14 protein-coding genes and 1 pseudogene are annotated in these 15,758 nt (G+C 41.8%); 11 read left to right on the top strand and 4 right to left on the bottom strand.

What is annotated here, in order from left to right; genetic code table 11:
• Window positions 1–59 precede the first annotated feature (59 nt).
• Window positions 60–863, bottom strand: coding sequence for a substrate-binding periplasmic protein (locus L4C34_RS18240; protein WP_428790751.1), 804 nt, complete (start codon window positions 861–863; stop codon window positions 60–62).
• Between the two features lie 151 nt (window positions 864–1,014).
• Entirely contained in the window at window positions 1,015–1,734 is a 720-nt protein-coding gene (locus L4C34_RS18235; RefSeq protein ID WP_428790750.1) for a substrate-binding periplasmic protein, read from the bottom strand.
• A 327-nt stretch (window positions 1,735–2,061) separates the two neighbouring features.
• Here L4C34_RS18235 and L4C34_RS18230 point away from each other — a divergent pair, with 327 nt between their 5' ends.
• The 8 genes from L4C34_RS18230 (at window position 2,062) to L4C34_RS18195 (ending at window position 11,321) form a co-directional block, all read left to right on the top strand.
• Window positions 2,062–2,631 carry a hypothetical protein gene (locus L4C34_RS18230; protein ID WP_428790749.1) on the top strand — a complete coding sequence of 190 codons (570 nt, stop codon included), beginning with the start codon at window positions 2,062–2,064 and terminating at the stop codon, window positions 2,629–2,631.
• Between the two features lie 61 nt (window positions 2,632–2,692).
• Complete coding sequence (locus tag L4C34_RS18225) at window positions 2,693–6,691, top strand: hypothetical protein (RefSeq protein WP_428790748.1); 3,999 nt, start codon at window positions 2,693–2,695, stop codon at window positions 6,689–6,691.
• A 113-nt stretch (window positions 6,692–6,804) separates the two neighbouring features.
• Window positions 6,805–7,065 (top strand): twin-arginine translocase TatA/TatE family subunit, encoded by a 261-nt coding sequence (tatA, locus tag L4C34_RS18220; protein WP_428790782.1) that lies wholly within the window; start codon window positions 6,805–6,807, stop codon window positions 7,063–7,065.
• Window positions 7,066–7,067: 2 nt separating this feature from the next.
• Window positions 7,068–7,409, top strand: a complete 342-nt coding sequence (gene tatB, locus L4C34_RS18215) for a Sec-independent protein translocase protein TatB (protein ID WP_428790747.1) — start codon at window positions 7,068–7,070, stop codon at window positions 7,407–7,409.
• A 122-nt stretch (window positions 7,410–7,531) separates the two neighbouring features.
• Window positions 7,532–8,284 (top strand): twin-arginine translocase subunit TatC, encoded by a 753-nt coding sequence (gene tatC / locus L4C34_RS18210; protein ID WP_428790746.1) that lies wholly within the window; start codon window positions 7,532–7,534, stop codon window positions 8,282–8,284.
• A 98-nt stretch (window positions 8,285–8,382) separates the two neighbouring features.
• The gene (locus L4C34_RS18205; protein ID WP_428790781.1) at window positions 8,383–8,922 is read left to right on the top strand and encodes an NUDIX hydrolase; all 540 of its coding nucleotides are present in this window, start codon (window positions 8,383–8,385) and stop codon (window positions 8,920–8,922) included.
• Window positions 8,923–9,341: 419 nt separating this feature from the next.
• Window positions 9,342–10,079, top strand: a complete 738-nt coding sequence (locus tag L4C34_RS18200) for a TerC family protein (protein WP_428790745.1) — start codon at window positions 9,342–9,344, stop codon at window positions 10,077–10,079.
• Between the two features lie 501 nt (window positions 10,080–10,580).
• Complete coding sequence (locus L4C34_RS18195; RefSeq protein ID WP_428790744.1) at window positions 10,581–11,321, top strand: MBL fold metallo-hydrolase; 741 nt, start codon at window positions 10,581–10,583, stop codon at window positions 11,319–11,321.
• Window positions 11,322–11,586: 265 nt separating this feature from the next.
• Here L4C34_RS18195 and L4C34_RS18190 read toward each other — a convergent pair whose 3' ends face one another.
• Both L4C34_RS18190 and L4C34_RS18185 read right to left on the bottom strand, forming a co-directional pair.
• Entirely contained in the window at window positions 11,587–12,786 is a 1,200-nt protein-coding gene (locus tag L4C34_RS18190; RefSeq protein ID WP_428790743.1) for a multidrug effflux MFS transporter, read from the bottom strand.
• Between the two features lie 442 nt (window positions 12,787–13,228).
• Window positions 13,229–13,534, bottom strand: coding sequence for a putative quinol monooxygenase (locus L4C34_RS18185; protein WP_428790742.1), 306 nt, complete (start codon window positions 13,532–13,534; stop codon window positions 13,229–13,231).
• Window positions 13,535–13,911: 377 nt separating this feature from the next.
• Here L4C34_RS18185 and L4C34_RS18180 point away from each other — a divergent pair, with 377 nt between their 5' ends.
• The 3 genes and pseudogenes from L4C34_RS18180 to L4C34_RS18170 all read left to right on the top strand — a co-directional run.
• Window positions 13,912–14,940: a GlxA family transcriptional regulator gene (locus L4C34_RS18180; RefSeq protein ID WP_428790741.1), complete on the top strand. Its 1,029-nt coding sequence runs from the start codon at window positions 13,912–13,914 to the stop codon at window positions 14,938–14,940.
• Window positions 14,941–15,021: 81 nt separating this feature from the next.
• A pseudogene (locus tag L4C34_RS18175) lies at window positions 15,022–15,123 on the top strand (IS6 family transposase); the annotation flags it as partial.
• Between the two features lie 418 nt (window positions 15,124–15,541).
• A partial coding sequence (locus tag L4C34_RS18170) for a transposase (protein WP_428788723.1) occupies window positions 15,542–15,758 on the top strand: 217 nt, incomplete at its 3' end.

Raw genomic sequence — 15,758 nt, 5'->3', positions numbered from 1 at the left:
TAATGTCATTGGCGAATAATGTCGTTGGCGAAAAGTATTGGTAATTGCTTGGCGGATAATTATTCGAAAGTGACTAAGTGATTCCTGCCAGAGTATTTTATAATAAGGTTTTGAATCACTCCGCGTTGGTTGAGTTCTCTGACTGAGCGGCGTAACTTGCCGACTAACTGTTGGTTGTCGTTTTTGGCGGACAGAAGTAACCATACAGGTTTAGTGCTGACAACGTACGGAGAGCCTAGCACCTGCCAATCATACCCCATGTTGCTGAGCTCATGATAGATAGCGACGGAGCCACCAATTAACGCGTCGACTCGACCTTTAAGCAACATGAGGACGCTTTGCCGGTAGTTTTTGACATTGACTTTAATGATATTACTATCTGAATCAAACTCTGTTGAATAACTTGCGTTCCTTACCGTTGCGACCTTTCGGCCGTGTAAATCAGAGAGGGATCGAATAACTAAGCTTGGTTTACCTACAATCACGTTACTGTCGGTATAAACGACAACGATTTTGTTCACATTCCCTTCCAGTTGTTTGTTGCTGTATAAGATTGATATATCGGTGCTACCATTTTTCAGCTCGAGCAAAATACGAGGGTAGGGTTTAAGTACGTTGATATAATTGATATTTGCGTTTTCCATTATCTCATTTGCAACTTCATAGAGCATCCCTTTGAGTTTGCCATCTTCATCGATAAATCCAGCTGGCGCGAAGCTAGGAGTGGAAATTTTCAATTCTTCTGCATTGAGGTTGTATGCGTTGACGGTTATGAGAGCGATAAATAAGCCAGCGCGCATGACTTTGTTTCGCCATGCTCTATTGCCGCGACAGTTTTGATCTAGGTGTTTACAAAAGGTCATGCTGATTAGCTCGAAATCGTGTTTAACGATTTAAGCATAGACCATCACACCTGACCGCTATTTCTTCGACTGGTTGGAATGCCCCTTAAATCGGGCGGTTATTATTTTGTCGTTTGGGGAGGTTAATGTCATGTCATAGATTGAATTTAAATTAATGTATTCCGTATTTTTTTTCCAAGTTTGCTAAGGTTCCATCGTGAATCATGTCGAGAAAAGCATCATCAACCCTATGGTGGTCTTTATATAACCAGCTTTGTTTAGAAACCCCAACTTTCGTACCTATGGGCTTACCGAGTACTCCATAGCGGACGATTTCACTGGATGCGGCGTACTTTGCAAACGAAACATTTGGCATCAAAACGTATTTGACGCGCTCTTTGCTAACGAGTTGAATCAGTTGCTCATCGGATTTCGTTACCACGACTTTGATTTTCCCCGCTTCTACAGCAGACGTATAAGCTTTACTGACATAATACCCATTTCGTATTGCGATTGTCTTACCAAATAAGTTTTCAATTCTTTGAAAATTAAATCGATTTTTCTCAAAACCATACAATCCCATACGTACAGTCATTACGGTCGAAGAAAGAAAATGGATGTGGTTAGCTCTGTCTTTGCTGAAAACAATTGGCATTGCGATGTGGATTTCTCCGGTCTTCATATTTAGGAGAAGGCGTTTTGCGGGTAGCGGGGTGATGATTATATCTACGCTCATCCTTTTGGAAATCTCACTCAAAATATCAACCAGAAAGCCCTGAGGTTTCCCCTCCGACTGATAGCAAAACGGCGGAGTTTTTTCGATGCAACTCGCTAAGATAGTCGATGCGGATGTGAAGTTGGCATAAAGCAAAATCGTTAAAGCGATTACCATTTTAGATCGATACATAAATGCCATAGTTTTGTTATCTGTTACCTAATCCTATCTCAGTATAACAAGTGGGATTGGAATCTGTGCAAACAGGTATTCCTAATGATCTTACAGCGTATTTATTCTATGTTGGATGAACAGAAGCGATAATTCCTCAGCACAAATAACACAATAAATTCAACGTAGGAGTGCCGCTAAAATTAGTTGCCTTGTTGTGTTAAACGACAATTAACAAAATCATGACATATTGACTATGGAAATGTAAAGGTTTGTAACCTATCATTCGCGCCCCTCAAATAATAGCATGCAGAACATTACTTAAGGCTTAACATGGCGAAAACGCTTGTGCTTTCGGACTCACTAGTTATTCATGATGGTGACTTGGTTCGAGTTTCCACTCAAAACCTTTATTTAGAATACAATCCAAACAATAAAAATGATGATGTAAAAGTCTACCTAAAAGGACTCAATAAGAATTCAGGGTTTCAAAAATTCATTGTCAAAATACTTGATAGTGGGAAAGTGAAACTTTATCAGAATACCCAATATCATACATCGGCAGGTAAATGGATTAGTGTGCTTGATACTATGGACGGGGGAGGCACCAAAACGGTTAATGGCCATAAAGTTGGCATTCGATATTTAGATGCACATCTATCCCCTAATACTTCTGAAACAGGGCGCGATCAAGAGCTGTCATTTATCCCACATGGTGGTAACGATGTCACCATAATGACGGCATCTAATGCTCATTTAATGCGTTATAGCAATCGCGTTGTAGCAGGAGACTCTACTGCTGGCGGTGGTCAAAAATATGATGACCTTAAATTCGAGATCCACCCAATTAATGAGAGTAAACCAATCCTTGTTCAGGATAGGTTGACTTTTAATCAATACTAAAATCTCTTTGGTATTCATCCAGATTACTTTATCTATCTAACGAAATATAAATAAGAAAATCATGTCAACGTCATCTAGTGTCTTCCAGTTAAGACACAGGCTCTCTGCGCGCCTAAAAAAAATAATAAAGAACGAAAAATTACTCGATAAGCAACTTAAAAGCTTTGATTATATTGTCTCTCGTCGCCAATTTTTGGGGGCTGCGGGAAAGCTGACTGCCCTTGCCGCTGTGGTAAATAGTGGCCTAGCACCTTCTGCTTGGGCAAATGAAAACCGTATCTATGAAGTGAAAGATCCCGCTTTACAGCTTACCGAAGAAGAAAAGACTCTGATGGCGCAGCCAGCAAGCATCACCCTATCTGGCGAACTTATTGATGACCAACTGTTATTGAAAACAGGTGGTGAGATTTCTAATTTTGAAGGGCATCATCACGTTGTTTATGGCGCTCACCCCATGCCATATGTTGAAACAGAGCAAGGTGAAGAGGTAGCCCAGCCAAACCCTATTCAGATGGAACTGATTTCGCTTGAACAAAGCGGATTCATCACACATAGGCATCGGAATTTGCAATCTGGGCACGGATATACGACGGATATAGTAGCGCCAATCTGGGCAGGGACTAAAGTAGAAGATTGCCGAAATTTTGCTTACAGCCACCCTAAAAATGGCTGGGTTGATGCTGAAGGGTACACCGTCGAAGCAATGATAAGTGTTCTTGTTTATAAAACAAACATGATGCAAATTCATTATCGTACCAAGAGAACCCTAGTAAAGCCTGGCGCGGAGACGGATATTAAGGACTCTGGTTGGCAAGCTTTTAATCATTATTTTGGTGTATTTAGTCATATATTGGTTGGTGACTATCCCTATATTGTGACGGCTGATGGCACGGGTAAAATGTGTGTCTTGACGTTTGGCGATCTAAGCGATGTGGCTAACGGTAGTGCTTGTCTCAAAATGTCGAACCCATATTCGCTAGAGCAGTTCTTCCCAGACAGTAAGATTTCCTACGACCAGTTCAATATGAAATGTGTCAAGTTAACTGAAGCTGACTACGCTACTGACACCTATACATTTACTTGGCTGCCAGGTGGAACAACTGGATGGGGGGACAACAACTCGGTGGCTTGGTCTTCTAAATCTGACCCGTATACTCACGATATCATCTATACGTGTCAAGACGACAATGGTCATCCTAGCTTAGTCATGATGCAAGGAAACAGTTCCTACAATGCAATTCGGTATACGACACAGAAATCTAGCGGGAGTGGCGCGCAATATTACAATAAGTTAGGCAAGCAACCAAGTAAACCTATAGCTAGCTCAATTAATGTGACGAGTTTAGTAAGAGGAACGGATCTTGAGGGTGAAGTCAAAACCCTTCACCGGCAGATCAATAACGATGGTCTTTATTCGATTGTTGCCCATTGCCAAAATAAAGATACCTATCGCTTGGGACAGTTTAGAGAGAGAGAAGATGACAGCTCTATTACTAGCTCGTTTGTTCCATCAAGCTATTTAAATCAAATAGGGTGTTTTGAATCTGAATTTTTAATGAATGGCGGGTATCTAAAACATCATTGGTATCCAGACAGTAAGAACTTACTTGGTGTTGCGGTGCCACCTATATCAAATGGTGAATACAGCGGAGTTACGTTCAAACAGCAGGGTAATGAACAAGTAACAACACTCGTTTCACAAGACAAGTATACCCTCACAACTCATGAAGAGCAGTTAGTGGTACCGATGTCGCAGGCTGAGATAGACGCCAATGTGAAAGCGGGCCAAAAACAGATCACAGATACTTTTTATCACGGTGAGCTTAACGTATTAGACAGCAATGGCTGTCCGGTGCCAGCCGGAGTGAAGGTAGAGATTCGCAGTTCACGCCCATGTCGCTTGATCGATAACCATCATGGGTATGCCCATACTGTCAGCCGTGAACACTCAGTGGTGATAGCAACCAACAGTATGGGCCGTGTGGTGGTGTCTTCGCGAGCCACAGACATGACAGCGCCAACTCTATACGCTCGCATTTATGCTGATGATAACTCTCTTGCTGGTGATCGCATTTTGCTCAGCACGAAAGGGGCTGATTATGATTGGTTTACGCTCAGTGCGGATGTTGATGCTAACAAGCGCATGGCGGATGAGAGCCATACAACGACTCAAAAGTTGCGTGACGCCAAGTTAATCGATGATAGTGTCCCCAATGAGCAGGCCAACGGCGTTGCCGAAGTGTTACGTGGTGCCGGACAGCAAATGTCTACGCGCAGTAACACGCCGCCAAGTTCCTCTATGCTGCGAGCAAGCAGTACTGCTTTCAAGGTAAACCCTCTGAACCAGATCAGCTATATCGCTGGTGCGAGCAATAATAAATTAATGGTTCAGGCGAGCGGAAGCTGGACGATTGACTTAGAGACAGGGGAAGTTGGTCAAGTCAGTTCTTCTAACTTGCAGGCTATGGCGCTAGGAGGAATATTCCACAGCATTGGTCACACTTTCAGCCATATCATTCACAGTATCGCTCATGGCGTGAAAGCGGTTATTAATGGTGTGGCACGAACCATTACCAAAGTCACCATGGAGTTTGGTGACGTGGTATCTGCCGCTTTTCATTACATCGAAAACGGTGTGGAAAAGGCCATTAAGTTTGTGATGGATACGGTTGAGCATATTGCTAAAACTGTTTACGCCGTGATGACCAAGGTGGCCAAGTTTATTGGTGATGTGGTTAAGGGAATTATCGCATTCATCAAACTATTATTGGAATTCGCGGATATTTTGGCACTGACACGCAGTGCTAAACGTTATATCAACCAACACATGGATCAGCTTTCTGGAGACTGTAGTCAAGCAGCCGCTCATATTAAAGGTGTTGTTGCAGGGCATGATAGCTCCGACACAAGCACAATTGATACGGTGGCTGATAAGGTTAGGCAGAGCACTTCTCCAAAGAACTCCAACTCTTCAGGCAATAGCTCTGTACATAATTACGCTTTAAATAAGTTTCATTCTGACGCAGAAAAGAACCCGTCGGGCGGCAAGAAATTACAATTGTCCATTCCTAGTCTTGGGGGGAATGACACTGAAGAAACGAGTGACTATCTCCAGCTCGGTGACAGCAAAAGCATAATAAGTTCGCTGATATCAATGATGGGAAAAGGGTTTAGCTTCGGTTGTGCCGGTGACATGTTGGTAGAAGCAGAAAAGCTGATTGCTGGATCCGCCGACTCTGTAAACGGGATTGTGGATTTGATGGCTGGCCAAGCTCAATCAACGGTTGACGGTATATCATCAATGCTGAAAACAGAAGTTCCTTTTATTGGTTGGTTGCTCAAGTTATTTGGCATAGATTTCACGATAGAAGATGTACTTTGTTTTGTCGGAGCGTTTGGTGCTCATACTATGTATGCAGCAGCTTTCGGGAAGTCTCTCCGCTCAGTTTATGGTAATGGGCCTAAACCCACTAATTTAGTTACTTTTTCTGAAGAAGAGGAAGAAGGTGGGGGGCTTGAAGATACATTAAAATACTTTTTCTACGTATTCGGCGCAGCGAATGTAATATGTGTTGCTCTAGATGTAGCGACGGAAGGTAAAGCGACGATTCCTAAGATTCTAATGACTTTTTGCCAATTGTGGACCAATTCCTGTGAAATGTTCATGATTGACACATCTAATTTACCTATCTCATTTAAATTGATGCCGCTTAGCAATGCTTTTTTATTGCTTATATCGGTATATGCTCGATTCCACAAGCATGAATCCACCTTCGCTAAATACAATATCGCTTGTTTGGCTATTAAAGTAGCGCTAGTTATAGATGCAGCTATCAAGTATAACGGTATTGAAGAAAAAGAAGAGCAGCACGAGGCGCAGAAGATTTTCGCTTGTACAGGGCTCGATGCATTAGTCAATATATTTGAAGCATTAGAGGCAACTTTGGGTGAAGAAGATGAAGAAGCAGCAATGTATATGGCTGTCGCCGCACTTGTCTTTGAGGCTGGCGCTTTTATGACTGCTGTTGCCTTTACAGAAGGGTGGGGGAAGTTGGGCTGAATGTAATTTGAATCCAAAGGTCAGTAAATGTACCGGCTGCGATTATTGCAATCGGTATGTCTATTCTAGATAAATGCTGTAAGAATATATTTTTAATTAAAGAGGAAATGAAAATGGGTGGAGTAAGTATTTGGCAATTGTTGATCATTGCATTAATTGTGGTCATGTTGTTTGGTACAAAAAAACTGGGCACGATTGGTAGTGATGTCGGCGCAGCAATCAAAGGTTTTAAAAAAGCAATGGGCGATGAAGAGTCTAAATCGAAGACAGGTTCTCAAACAAAAGATGCTGACTTTGAAGCAAAAAACCTGAACGCTAATCAGAACCAATCGGAATCTGATCTGACGGGCAAAAAAGATAAAGATCTTGCTTAATTATGTTTGATGTCGGTTTTGGTGAACTGGTATTAGTGTTTGTGGTCGCGCTTGTCGTGCTTGGTCCAGAACGCTTGCCTCATGCTATTCGCAGTGTGGCAAGGTTTGTAGCGACGGCCAAATCAATGGCGAACAATATTAAGCAGGAAGTCGCTGACGAACTTAACGTTCAGGAACTGCAGGAAAGCGTTCGTAAAGCGGAAAAGGTGATCACGGAAGACTTGTCTTCGCAGTTGAAATCTTCTTCTGATGAATTGAAGCAAGTCACGCAAGAGGTACAGCGTCCTTACGCTCGTCAATCTGGCAATCATCAATTACAAGCTAGTGAGCATGATTCTCAGTAACTTGTGACTGATATGCTGGCTATTAATGAGCCTATTTACGTCTTTTAGCTAAGGATTAGTGTTTCTCCATTACAAGCACTATGCAGAAAAAGCATAGTGCTTGGTTTTTTAGAGTATATAGTATGTCGTCTTCGGACAAGTCTCAGTCGTTACTTGACCACCTTATTGAACTGCGCAGCCGATTATTAAAATCGATAACCGCAGTGATGGTGGTATTTGTTGGTCTAGTGTATTTTTCCAATAATATTTATAATTTTGTTTCTGCCCCTTTAATCGATCGATTGCCTAGTGGGGCGAATATGATCGCGACAAGTGTGGCATCTCCATTCTTTACGCCACTCAAACTTACATTAGTGACGTCGGTATTTATTAGTGTGCCATTTATTTTATACCAATTATGGGCATTTATTGCGCCGGCGCTATACAAGCATGAAAGGCGCTTGGTAACGCCTTTATTAATATCAAGTTCACTGCTTTTTTATATCGGCGTGGCCTTCGCGTATTACTTGGTGTTACCCATTGTATTCCACTTTTTTACTGCTATATCGCTCGGTGGTGTGGAATATGCGACTGATATTACGAGCTACCTTGATTTTGTGTTGACTATTTTTATGGCCTTTGGCGTCGCGTTTGAAGTGCCAGTAGCCATCATTTTACTGTGCTGGACGGGTGTGACCACCCCGGATGCGTTACGTGAAAAAAGGCCGTACATTATAGTGGGCGCGTTTGTCGTGGGGATGTTTCTTACCCCGCCCGATATGTTGTCTCAAACTATGCTAGCAGTGCCGATGTGTTTTTTATTTGAAATTGGGGTGTTTTTTGCGCGCTTTTATGTGCAGAATGCTGAGCGGAAGAAAGAGAAGAATATGGCCTAGTATGGTGAAAGTTGGTAATTCACTTTCAATCAGATAGAATAGCCGGCCTTAAAACTTGTTCACTTTTTAGGCCTTATATTATGTCTTCTAGTTCATCTATGCGTTTGTTGCAGTCTTCAATTCATCCCGATTTGACCGATCTCAGTGGCAGTAGCTTCTATCGCAAAGCAGCGCGCGGCATCATTTTGAATGGAGACAATATCTTGATGCTCTACACTGAGCGTTACGATGATTATACCTTACCCGGCGGTGGCATTGATGAAGGGGAGGAGACGATTGCGGGGCTAATTCGCGAGCTGGAAGAAGAAACAGGTGCGAAAAACGTTCACGATATTCAGGCGTTTGGTATTTATGAAGAATACCGTCCTTGGTATAAATCGGATTACGATATCATGCACATGGAATCTTATTGTTTCGTCTGTCGCATTGATTCCGAATTAGGGGAAACCCGCTTGGAAGCGCATGAGAAAAATAATGGCATGAGACCTGTGTGGATGAATATTTTTGATGCGATTGCCCACAATGAGAAAACTATCGCTAATAGCAAGAAAAAAGGCATGTCGATTGAGCGGGAAACCTTTTTGTTAAAACGAATTGTTGCAGAGTTGCTTCCGGCAGATTTACAACAAGCGAGCTAAGAGCAGGGCTCTGGATTCAAGGCCAGAGTATCCATTTTTCGCTAGGTAAGGTTGAGGCTAGCTTATTCAATCAAGCACGTTCACTTTATGGCGTGATGACAAGTATACAGAAATGAAGTTTACCTCGGCTTGTTTGCATACGCCCCTAACTTCGAGAGGGTTAGGGCAGTTTATTCCCCATAAAAACTCTACAAGTGATCTTTCCTGAGCAGGTTTTCCACAGCGACTTCGTTGTGTCTATCGCTCTATTCCTACCGAGATCTCTCTTTTACTATTTGTTACAAACACCGCTATTGCGAATCACCTCTGTGAGTGATTTACTGTTGATCCCTAAGTAATAGAGGTAAAAAAACTTAAATGGACGACCCCGATAGTCGACTGACCATTTCTCCGGCTTCTTCATCCGAGGAGGCTATTTTATGTTAGAACTTTTCATGCAACCCGAGACTTGGGTTATCTTTGCCACGCTTTTCGCACTGGAAGTTGTACTCGGTGTCGATAATGTTGTGTTCATTTCCGTACTTTGTGAACGCTTGCCCGCTTATCAAAGAAAATTAGCCCGTAACTTGGGTATTTCATTAGCTGTTATGGCGCGTATCGTACTGGTTTTTTCTATCTCGTGGGTCATGTCACTGACACAGCCTCTGCTAGAAATTATGTCAGCGAGCTTTACTGGTCGTGATTTGATTATGATCGCTGGTGGTGCGTTCTTGTTGATGAAAAGTCTCAAGGAGCTGTGGTCTTGGCTAGCACACCATGAAGACACACATTCTACTCACCTCCGAACTGGGCTTGCAGTCGTATTGCTACAGATTGTGGCTGTCGATGCCGTGTTTTCAATGGACTCGGTGATTACGGCTGTTGGATTGACGAGTGAAGTACCTATCATGGTTTTAGCGATCTTGTCTTCGGCGGTGGTCATGATATTGACAGCAGAGAAGATCAATAACTTGGTCAGCCGCTACCCTGGCTTTAAAACACTGGCGCTGCTGTTTTTAGTGCTACTTGGTGGGCTACTGATGGCCGAAGGTTTTGCTATTCACGTTAACAAAGGGTACGTCTATTTCGCGATGGCCTTTGGTATTGTACTGGAGTTGTGCCATATCCGGCTTAAGAAAAAACAATCCGCGTATAGTAAACATGGCAGGCTGGTATGAGTAGTGCAGCTTACTACGGTAGTACAGAAGCTTTACTTAAGGACTTTGAAACAACCAAAATCGCCGACGCTGAAATATATGATTGCTCCAAGAAATGAACGAGGTAAGAAAATTTTAGAGCTTTATGTTGAAGGGACTAAAGAAATATATATGAACGGTCGGTTGCATGAGATATTTAAAGTTAACAATCTCACTCCTCCCAACCTTGACAAATTATTTCAGAATTAATTGTGGAATCGTCACAGCTAACTCACTTTTGACTGTCCTACTAAGTAGGCAACTACTGCTCCTTTCCTGTTCAGTCCTACAACGTGATGGGCTTATTAAAGCTAAGTTTGGCCGGCTTAAGGTAATCCGAAAAATCGGCTAAATTAACTACGCTACATGAGTTGGGTTAACCACTTAAGGAATTAGCTTATATGTATAGAGATCTAGGGTCTTACCAATCCCTGCTATCCTAATATTATAAACCCTGAAATATGTAGGTACTGAGGCGTTACCATGAGTAGAAAGAAAATAATTTGGATCTCTTTCAGCGTAGTTCTTATGTTGATCATTGGCTTTATGGCACCAATTGCATCCCGTTTGCCTATTGCGCAAGCAGACCGAATCGACGGAAAGAATCTTGTCGGTATCGACGCAGGAGGCTCATTTACATGGGTTATTCCCACCCAGACGGGGGTTGCCTTAATTGATTCTGGATGGGATTCGGACGCAAAGGCGCTGAAGGAAGAAATTGGTGATCGGAAAGTGCATGCAATTTTAATTACACATGGTCATTTTGACCATACCGGAGGGTTACCTTTCTTTCCTGACGCCGTTGTCTATATTGCTCCCGGCGAAGGGCCACTCCTAAAGGGCGAGGCTAAAGCAAAAGGGTGGATGGCAAGAATGTCTACTTTTATGATGAGTCCACAACCTTATTCACCTCGGCACTTGAAAGAATTCAAAGACGGAGATGTGATTGAAATAGACGGAGAACAATTCAAGGCAATTCATATGCCCGGACACACGCAAGGGAGTGCAATGTATCTATGGAAAGATGTACTCTTTACAGGAGATACCATTGTAGGTCGTGGCGGTTATGTTAATGAAATCCCTAAACCTACATATGCTGACTACAATGCCGTTCGTGGCAATGTGTCCCAAGTACTCGTATATCCCTTTGACAGGATTGCGGATGGGCATGTTGGTTTGCATATGAATGCTTACCAACAAGTGAAGGTTTATCTTGAGGAGTGATATGATACATTTCACGTTATTTAAAGCGCAACACCCGCTAACGGGGTGGCTATTGTTGCGCTTCTTCAGGCTAAAATTATCCGTTGATAACTTTGTATGAGTGGAGGTTATACACACTCTATATTGGAATTTAGAGTGCGTATGACTCGTTAATATCTGCTATTTGTTTGCCTAGTTTTTTGGCTTCAAGAAAGTGGCGACAGGCCAGAATAGTAAAGACTATCACATCGACGCCAAAGGGTTACCTGGAAGTCAATTAGTCTAGCTAAGTTATCTTCAGTCTTTGAATAGAAACGATTAACAAGGATAGTATGAAAATGCTTAGGCTAAGAGGTAGCAAACCATTGCTTTCAAAATACACACTAATGATAGAGACAAAAGATGTAAAAATGAAAATGAACGCACTAAATAGTCCATTAGAGACACCGGCCATTTGGGGGAATAGGGACAAGGCAAACGTCATATTTGAAGTCAGTAGCATTCCAATAACCATATAAATGATAGAAATTGGTATCATTATTAGGTAAGTAGATAACGGAAAAAGCGCCCCAAATATGAGGAAGGAAAGGCTCACTATAGTCAGGATTGCCAAGCCAACTTTCAACCTTAATTCCAGAGAATACTTCATCAAATAACGATTGCCAAGGCTTCCAATTGAAAGTGAAGCGCCTAGTGCCAAAGCTAGGTATCCATATTCGACTGAAGAGAAATGTAGGTTGTTTTTTAACAAAAACGGTGATGTGGAAATGAATAGTATTATAATAGAATAAAGTAATCCGTTGGTGACGGCTGAAACAGTAAAATCTCGGTTAGTCAATATTGATGTATACTGGCCAACGATAGATTTAACATTGAACTTGTGATAGTTTTGTGTGGTTTCAGGTATATTGATCATGATCAATGTGAATACTATGAGCGTGTAACAAAACAAGAAATAAAAGCTTGCCTGCCATCCAAAATAATGGACTAAATAGCCACCAATAAAAGGTGCAATAACAGGGCCTAGCGTCCAGCTAAATGCCACATAGGTCATTATTTTCTGAAATTCTTTACCAGAAAATAGGTCAGAAATGACCGAACGCATCGGTACGATCATCATAGCAGTCATTGCCCCTTGTAAGAATCGCAAACCAGTAACTTGTTCTATTGATGACGCGTGTGGGATAAGAAAACTCACCAATAAATACGTTGTTGTCGCAAGTGAAAAAGGTTTTTTTCGACCAAAACTATCAGAAATCGACCCAGCGATTAATTGCATCAGCCCTAAGCCAAAAATATAAGATGTAATAGATAGCTGCACAGAGCTGTCTGAAACATCAAAGAAATTTTTGATATCTGGTAATCCCGGAACAAAGATATCAGTACTTAGTCCTGATAATGGCACCACGAATATTATCAACAAAGCCATAAAGTACTTATTTGTTATCGATTCTTTTTTCGGAAGCGTAGTTGAAGTTGTAGTCATATTGTAAGCCTTTCTAATAAATATCGAGTCAGAACGTCCTTACTTTAGCTACCTACAACATATAAATGTAAAGGAACTACGAGTTAACTGTTTGTGTCGATTATTGTCAGTTTATATCTAGTGATATAACCTTCAGAACAAAGTTATACCTGTAAAAATAATCCATTATTTATTTTTCCTGAATAGCCACCTGGGGTATAACTAGAACAACTTCTATTGCGGTTATCTTCTAGGGGCGATACGGAGTGTTCATATATAATACTGCATTTTAGCTAATATTATTGTTGGTGACAGAATCTATAAGTTCATTGACTATACTTTGATTAGGTGTCTATGGATTCAAACGATACGTATTTTGTACACATCGGAGTCTAGGCTAAATTGTATTGTCACCCAACTAGTTGAAATGGAAACCTAACGATCTCCTTCCATGTTTTACTTTTTAATTTAATTTAGCTGCTAGTACATCGGCCATTGAAATATCTGGTGCTTTCGAAAACCATGTGTCTGCCGTGCTCAGCAGGGTCTTCACAATATCACCGTTCAAGTGACGTTGGCGTCCTTCTTTGTTGACAAAAGTATCGAAAATCCCAAAATGGGTATCACTTATTTTAAAAGCAAACCAAGTGATAGTTCCTGATTCTTGGTTTGCAATCTCAATGAGGCTTTTTAACAAGGCTTCCATATCATCAGAATATTCTGGTTTTACTTCAATTTTTCCTAAAATTGCTTTATTTACCTGTATCATGAGTGTTGTCCGATGTTCGTTAAGGAGTTGTCTACTATAAAGCAATACCCTGAATATAAAAAAGGGCAAAACCAGACAGAAACCGTGCGTAACTCGCCAAGTTATAGCTTTCCTACGACAACTGGTTTGTAGGTCGTGATGCCAAGTGGTTGATTCAGTAATAGTACTCTCTTTCAATAAAAGTACCGATTACTGTTCTGGTCAACTAAAGTGGACCTAATGAGTTAGACACTACCCCCTCATTTATAAGTGAAGGACCTGTGGTTATACCTGAATTTAACTAGCTTGAGTCATGACTTACAATCAGATTTTAACGTGGCGGATTGAGGTGCTTTGGCACATTTTTCCTAAAATAAATGTTTTGGATATAAATTATTATGAGTAGTCATACCTTGGTTATTATGGCCTTCAATAAAGCGTTACCCTCGGCTTTGATGGGAATTGCTGACATGTTGGCAATTCCCAATCTCTGCGATATACACTCTCCACTCAATTCTGAAAAAGGCCCTGATGAAGGTAACAAAGTGTCTGATTTATGGGAGCCAAGGATTGTCATCGCAAGTCTGGATGGCCGCGATATCGTCGATGGACAAGGTAGAACCTTTAAGCCTGATTGCGCTCTTCAGGATATTGATCATTGTCACGGAGTTTTGATTCCCGGATTTGCGACTTGTGCCAAGGGCCTGCCTCCGAATCAAATGACCGATGGGGCTTGTCAAAGTTGGCTAAAACGTCAATATGAGCACGGAGCATTATTAGGTGGTTCCTGCAGTGGTGCATTTGTATTGGGTGAAGCCGGGTTGCTTAATAAACGGCGTTGCACTACTACTTGGTGGCTACATTACGAGCTGACTAAGCGCTTCCCTTTGGCCAATACTGCTTGGGGGAGTTCATTAATTCAAGATGGCAATATCATAACTTCAGCGGGCCCGCTATCTTGGGCCAATATTAGTTTACGACTAATGCGCTCCTTGGCGGGTTGTAATGTGGCCAATCGAGCCGCAGATTTTGCGGTGCTGGACACGATACCTAATTCTCAGGAGCGCTATATACTTCAAGGGCACTTGACGTCGACAGATCCATTTGTCCTTCATGCAGAACAAAAAGTTCGGCAGAATTTGAGCCAAGTATTAAATACAGTTGAGTTGGCCAGTATCTTGTCTGTGTCTGAGCGAACCCTACACCGTCGATTAAAACAGTTGACGGGAGAATCGCCAAAAACATTTATGGACCGTATCCGCATGGATATGGCAAAAACCTTACTCTACACAAACAATGAGAAAATTAGCAGTATTGCTTTAGATCTAGGTTATACCGATGAATCAGTATTCCGTCGTCTTTTTAGCAAGCAGGTTGGTATGAGCCCATCAGAATATCGAAGCTGGCAGAGGCAGCGCCAAAATTGAGGTATCCAATTCTATTGTGGACTCCGTTGCAAAGTTAGCCATGTGAATCACACTGATTAAAAATAGCAGCAGGAGCTAATGATGCCTGACTTCAAAAGTCGCCATTTTACTGGCGACATCATCTTATGGGCGGTGCGTTGGTACTGTAAATGTGATGCAGATGTTTCGCAAAGGCCAATGCAAATTTTAGATGTATGCTCGAAGCATCTAGGAGAAATACGCCTAATAGAAAGCCAATTTAGCTTCTAATCTACAAATTACCTGTAAAATCAGCTCTTCGCTAAACTTTGCAACGGAGCTATAATTACTCGGAAAGAACTTTAGTAACCCAATCAGAGAGGGGAGTATGTCAACAGTGATATACTCTCCGTTTCCTCATTCAGCATAACGTGATTTCCCCTAGATTATTTCACCAGAATTAGAGGCGTATAAATATTATTTCTAGTTCATTCCTGTCCAAAAATGTACTAGCAAAGGCTGATTTTGTGTGTGTTCACCGAACGATTTTTTGTACATCGATATGGCGTTGTTGCCCAAATCGATTGAACCTTTTTCCATCCTTACGATCTGATCTTTTGAGAATGATTGTTGGGATACAAAAATGGGTAAGTCGAAAGCTAAAATCACGAACTGGAGAGCATACAACCAAGCACTCTGTCAGCGTGGCGGGGTTACTTTTTGGATTGACGATTCAGCGGTGAAAGCCTGGAAATGTATGACCCATCACGGCAAGAGAGGTCGAGGGTTTCAATACACCGACACGGCGATTGAAACCGCCCTAATGATAAAAGGTATCTTCTCTCTCCCGCTTCGTGCTC

The sequence above is a fragment of the Vibrio profundum genome (assembly GCF_050337555.1).
Lineage (GTDB): Bacteria > Pseudomonadota > Gammaproteobacteria > Enterobacterales > Vibrionaceae > Vibrio > Vibrio profundum.
This window is presented reverse-complemented; position numbering and strand designations above follow the sequence as displayed.

Excerpts from the sequence above, each read along its gene's own strand:
- tatA (WP_428790782.1), top strand. The coding sequence starts at position 6,805 with ATGGGTGGAGTAAGTATTTGGCAATTGTTGATCATTGCATTAATTGTG.
- L4C34_RS18195 (WP_428790744.1), top strand. The coding sequence starts at position 10,581 with ATGAGTAGAAAGAAAATAATTTGGATCTCTTTCAGCGTAGTTCTTATG.
- L4C34_RS18200 (WP_428790745.1), top strand. The coding sequence starts at position 9,342 with ATGTTAGAACTTTTCATGCAACCCGAGACTTGGGTTATCTTTGCCACG.
- L4C34_RS18225 (WP_428790748.1), top strand. The coding sequence starts at position 2,693 with ATGTCAACGTCATCTAGTGTCTTCCAGTTAAGACACAGGCTCTCTGCG.
- L4C34_RS18235 (WP_428790750.1), bottom strand. The coding sequence starts at position 1,734 with ATGGTAATCGCTTTAACGATTTTGCTTTATGCCAACTTCACATCCGCA.
- L4C34_RS18205 (WP_428790781.1), top strand. The coding sequence starts at position 8,383 with ATGCGTTTGTTGCAGTCTTCAATTCATCCCGATTTGACCGATCTCAGT.
- tatB (WP_428790747.1), top strand. The coding sequence starts at position 7,068 with ATGTTTGATGTCGGTTTTGGTGAACTGGTATTAGTGTTTGTGGTCGCG.
- L4C34_RS18230 (WP_428790749.1), top strand. The coding sequence starts at position 2,062 with ATGGCGAAAACGCTTGTGCTTTCGGACTCACTAGTTATTCATGATGGT.
- L4C34_RS18185 (WP_428790742.1), bottom strand. The coding sequence starts at position 13,534 with ATGATACAGGTAAATAAAGCAATTTTAGGAAAAATTGAAGTAAAACCA.
- tatC (WP_428790746.1), top strand. The coding sequence starts at position 7,532 with ATGTCGTCTTCGGACAAGTCTCAGTCGTTACTTGACCACCTTATTGAA.
- L4C34_RS18180 (WP_428790741.1), top strand. The coding sequence starts at position 13,912 with ATGAGTAGTCATACCTTGGTTATTATGGCCTTCAATAAAGCGTTACCC.
- L4C34_RS18240 (WP_428790751.1), bottom strand. The coding sequence starts at position 863 with ATGACCTTTTGTAAACACCTAGATCAAAACTGTCGCGGCAATAGAGCA.
- L4C34_RS18190 (WP_428790743.1), bottom strand. The coding sequence starts at position 12,786 with ATGACTACAACTTCAACTACGCTTCCGAAAAAAGAATCGATAACAAAT.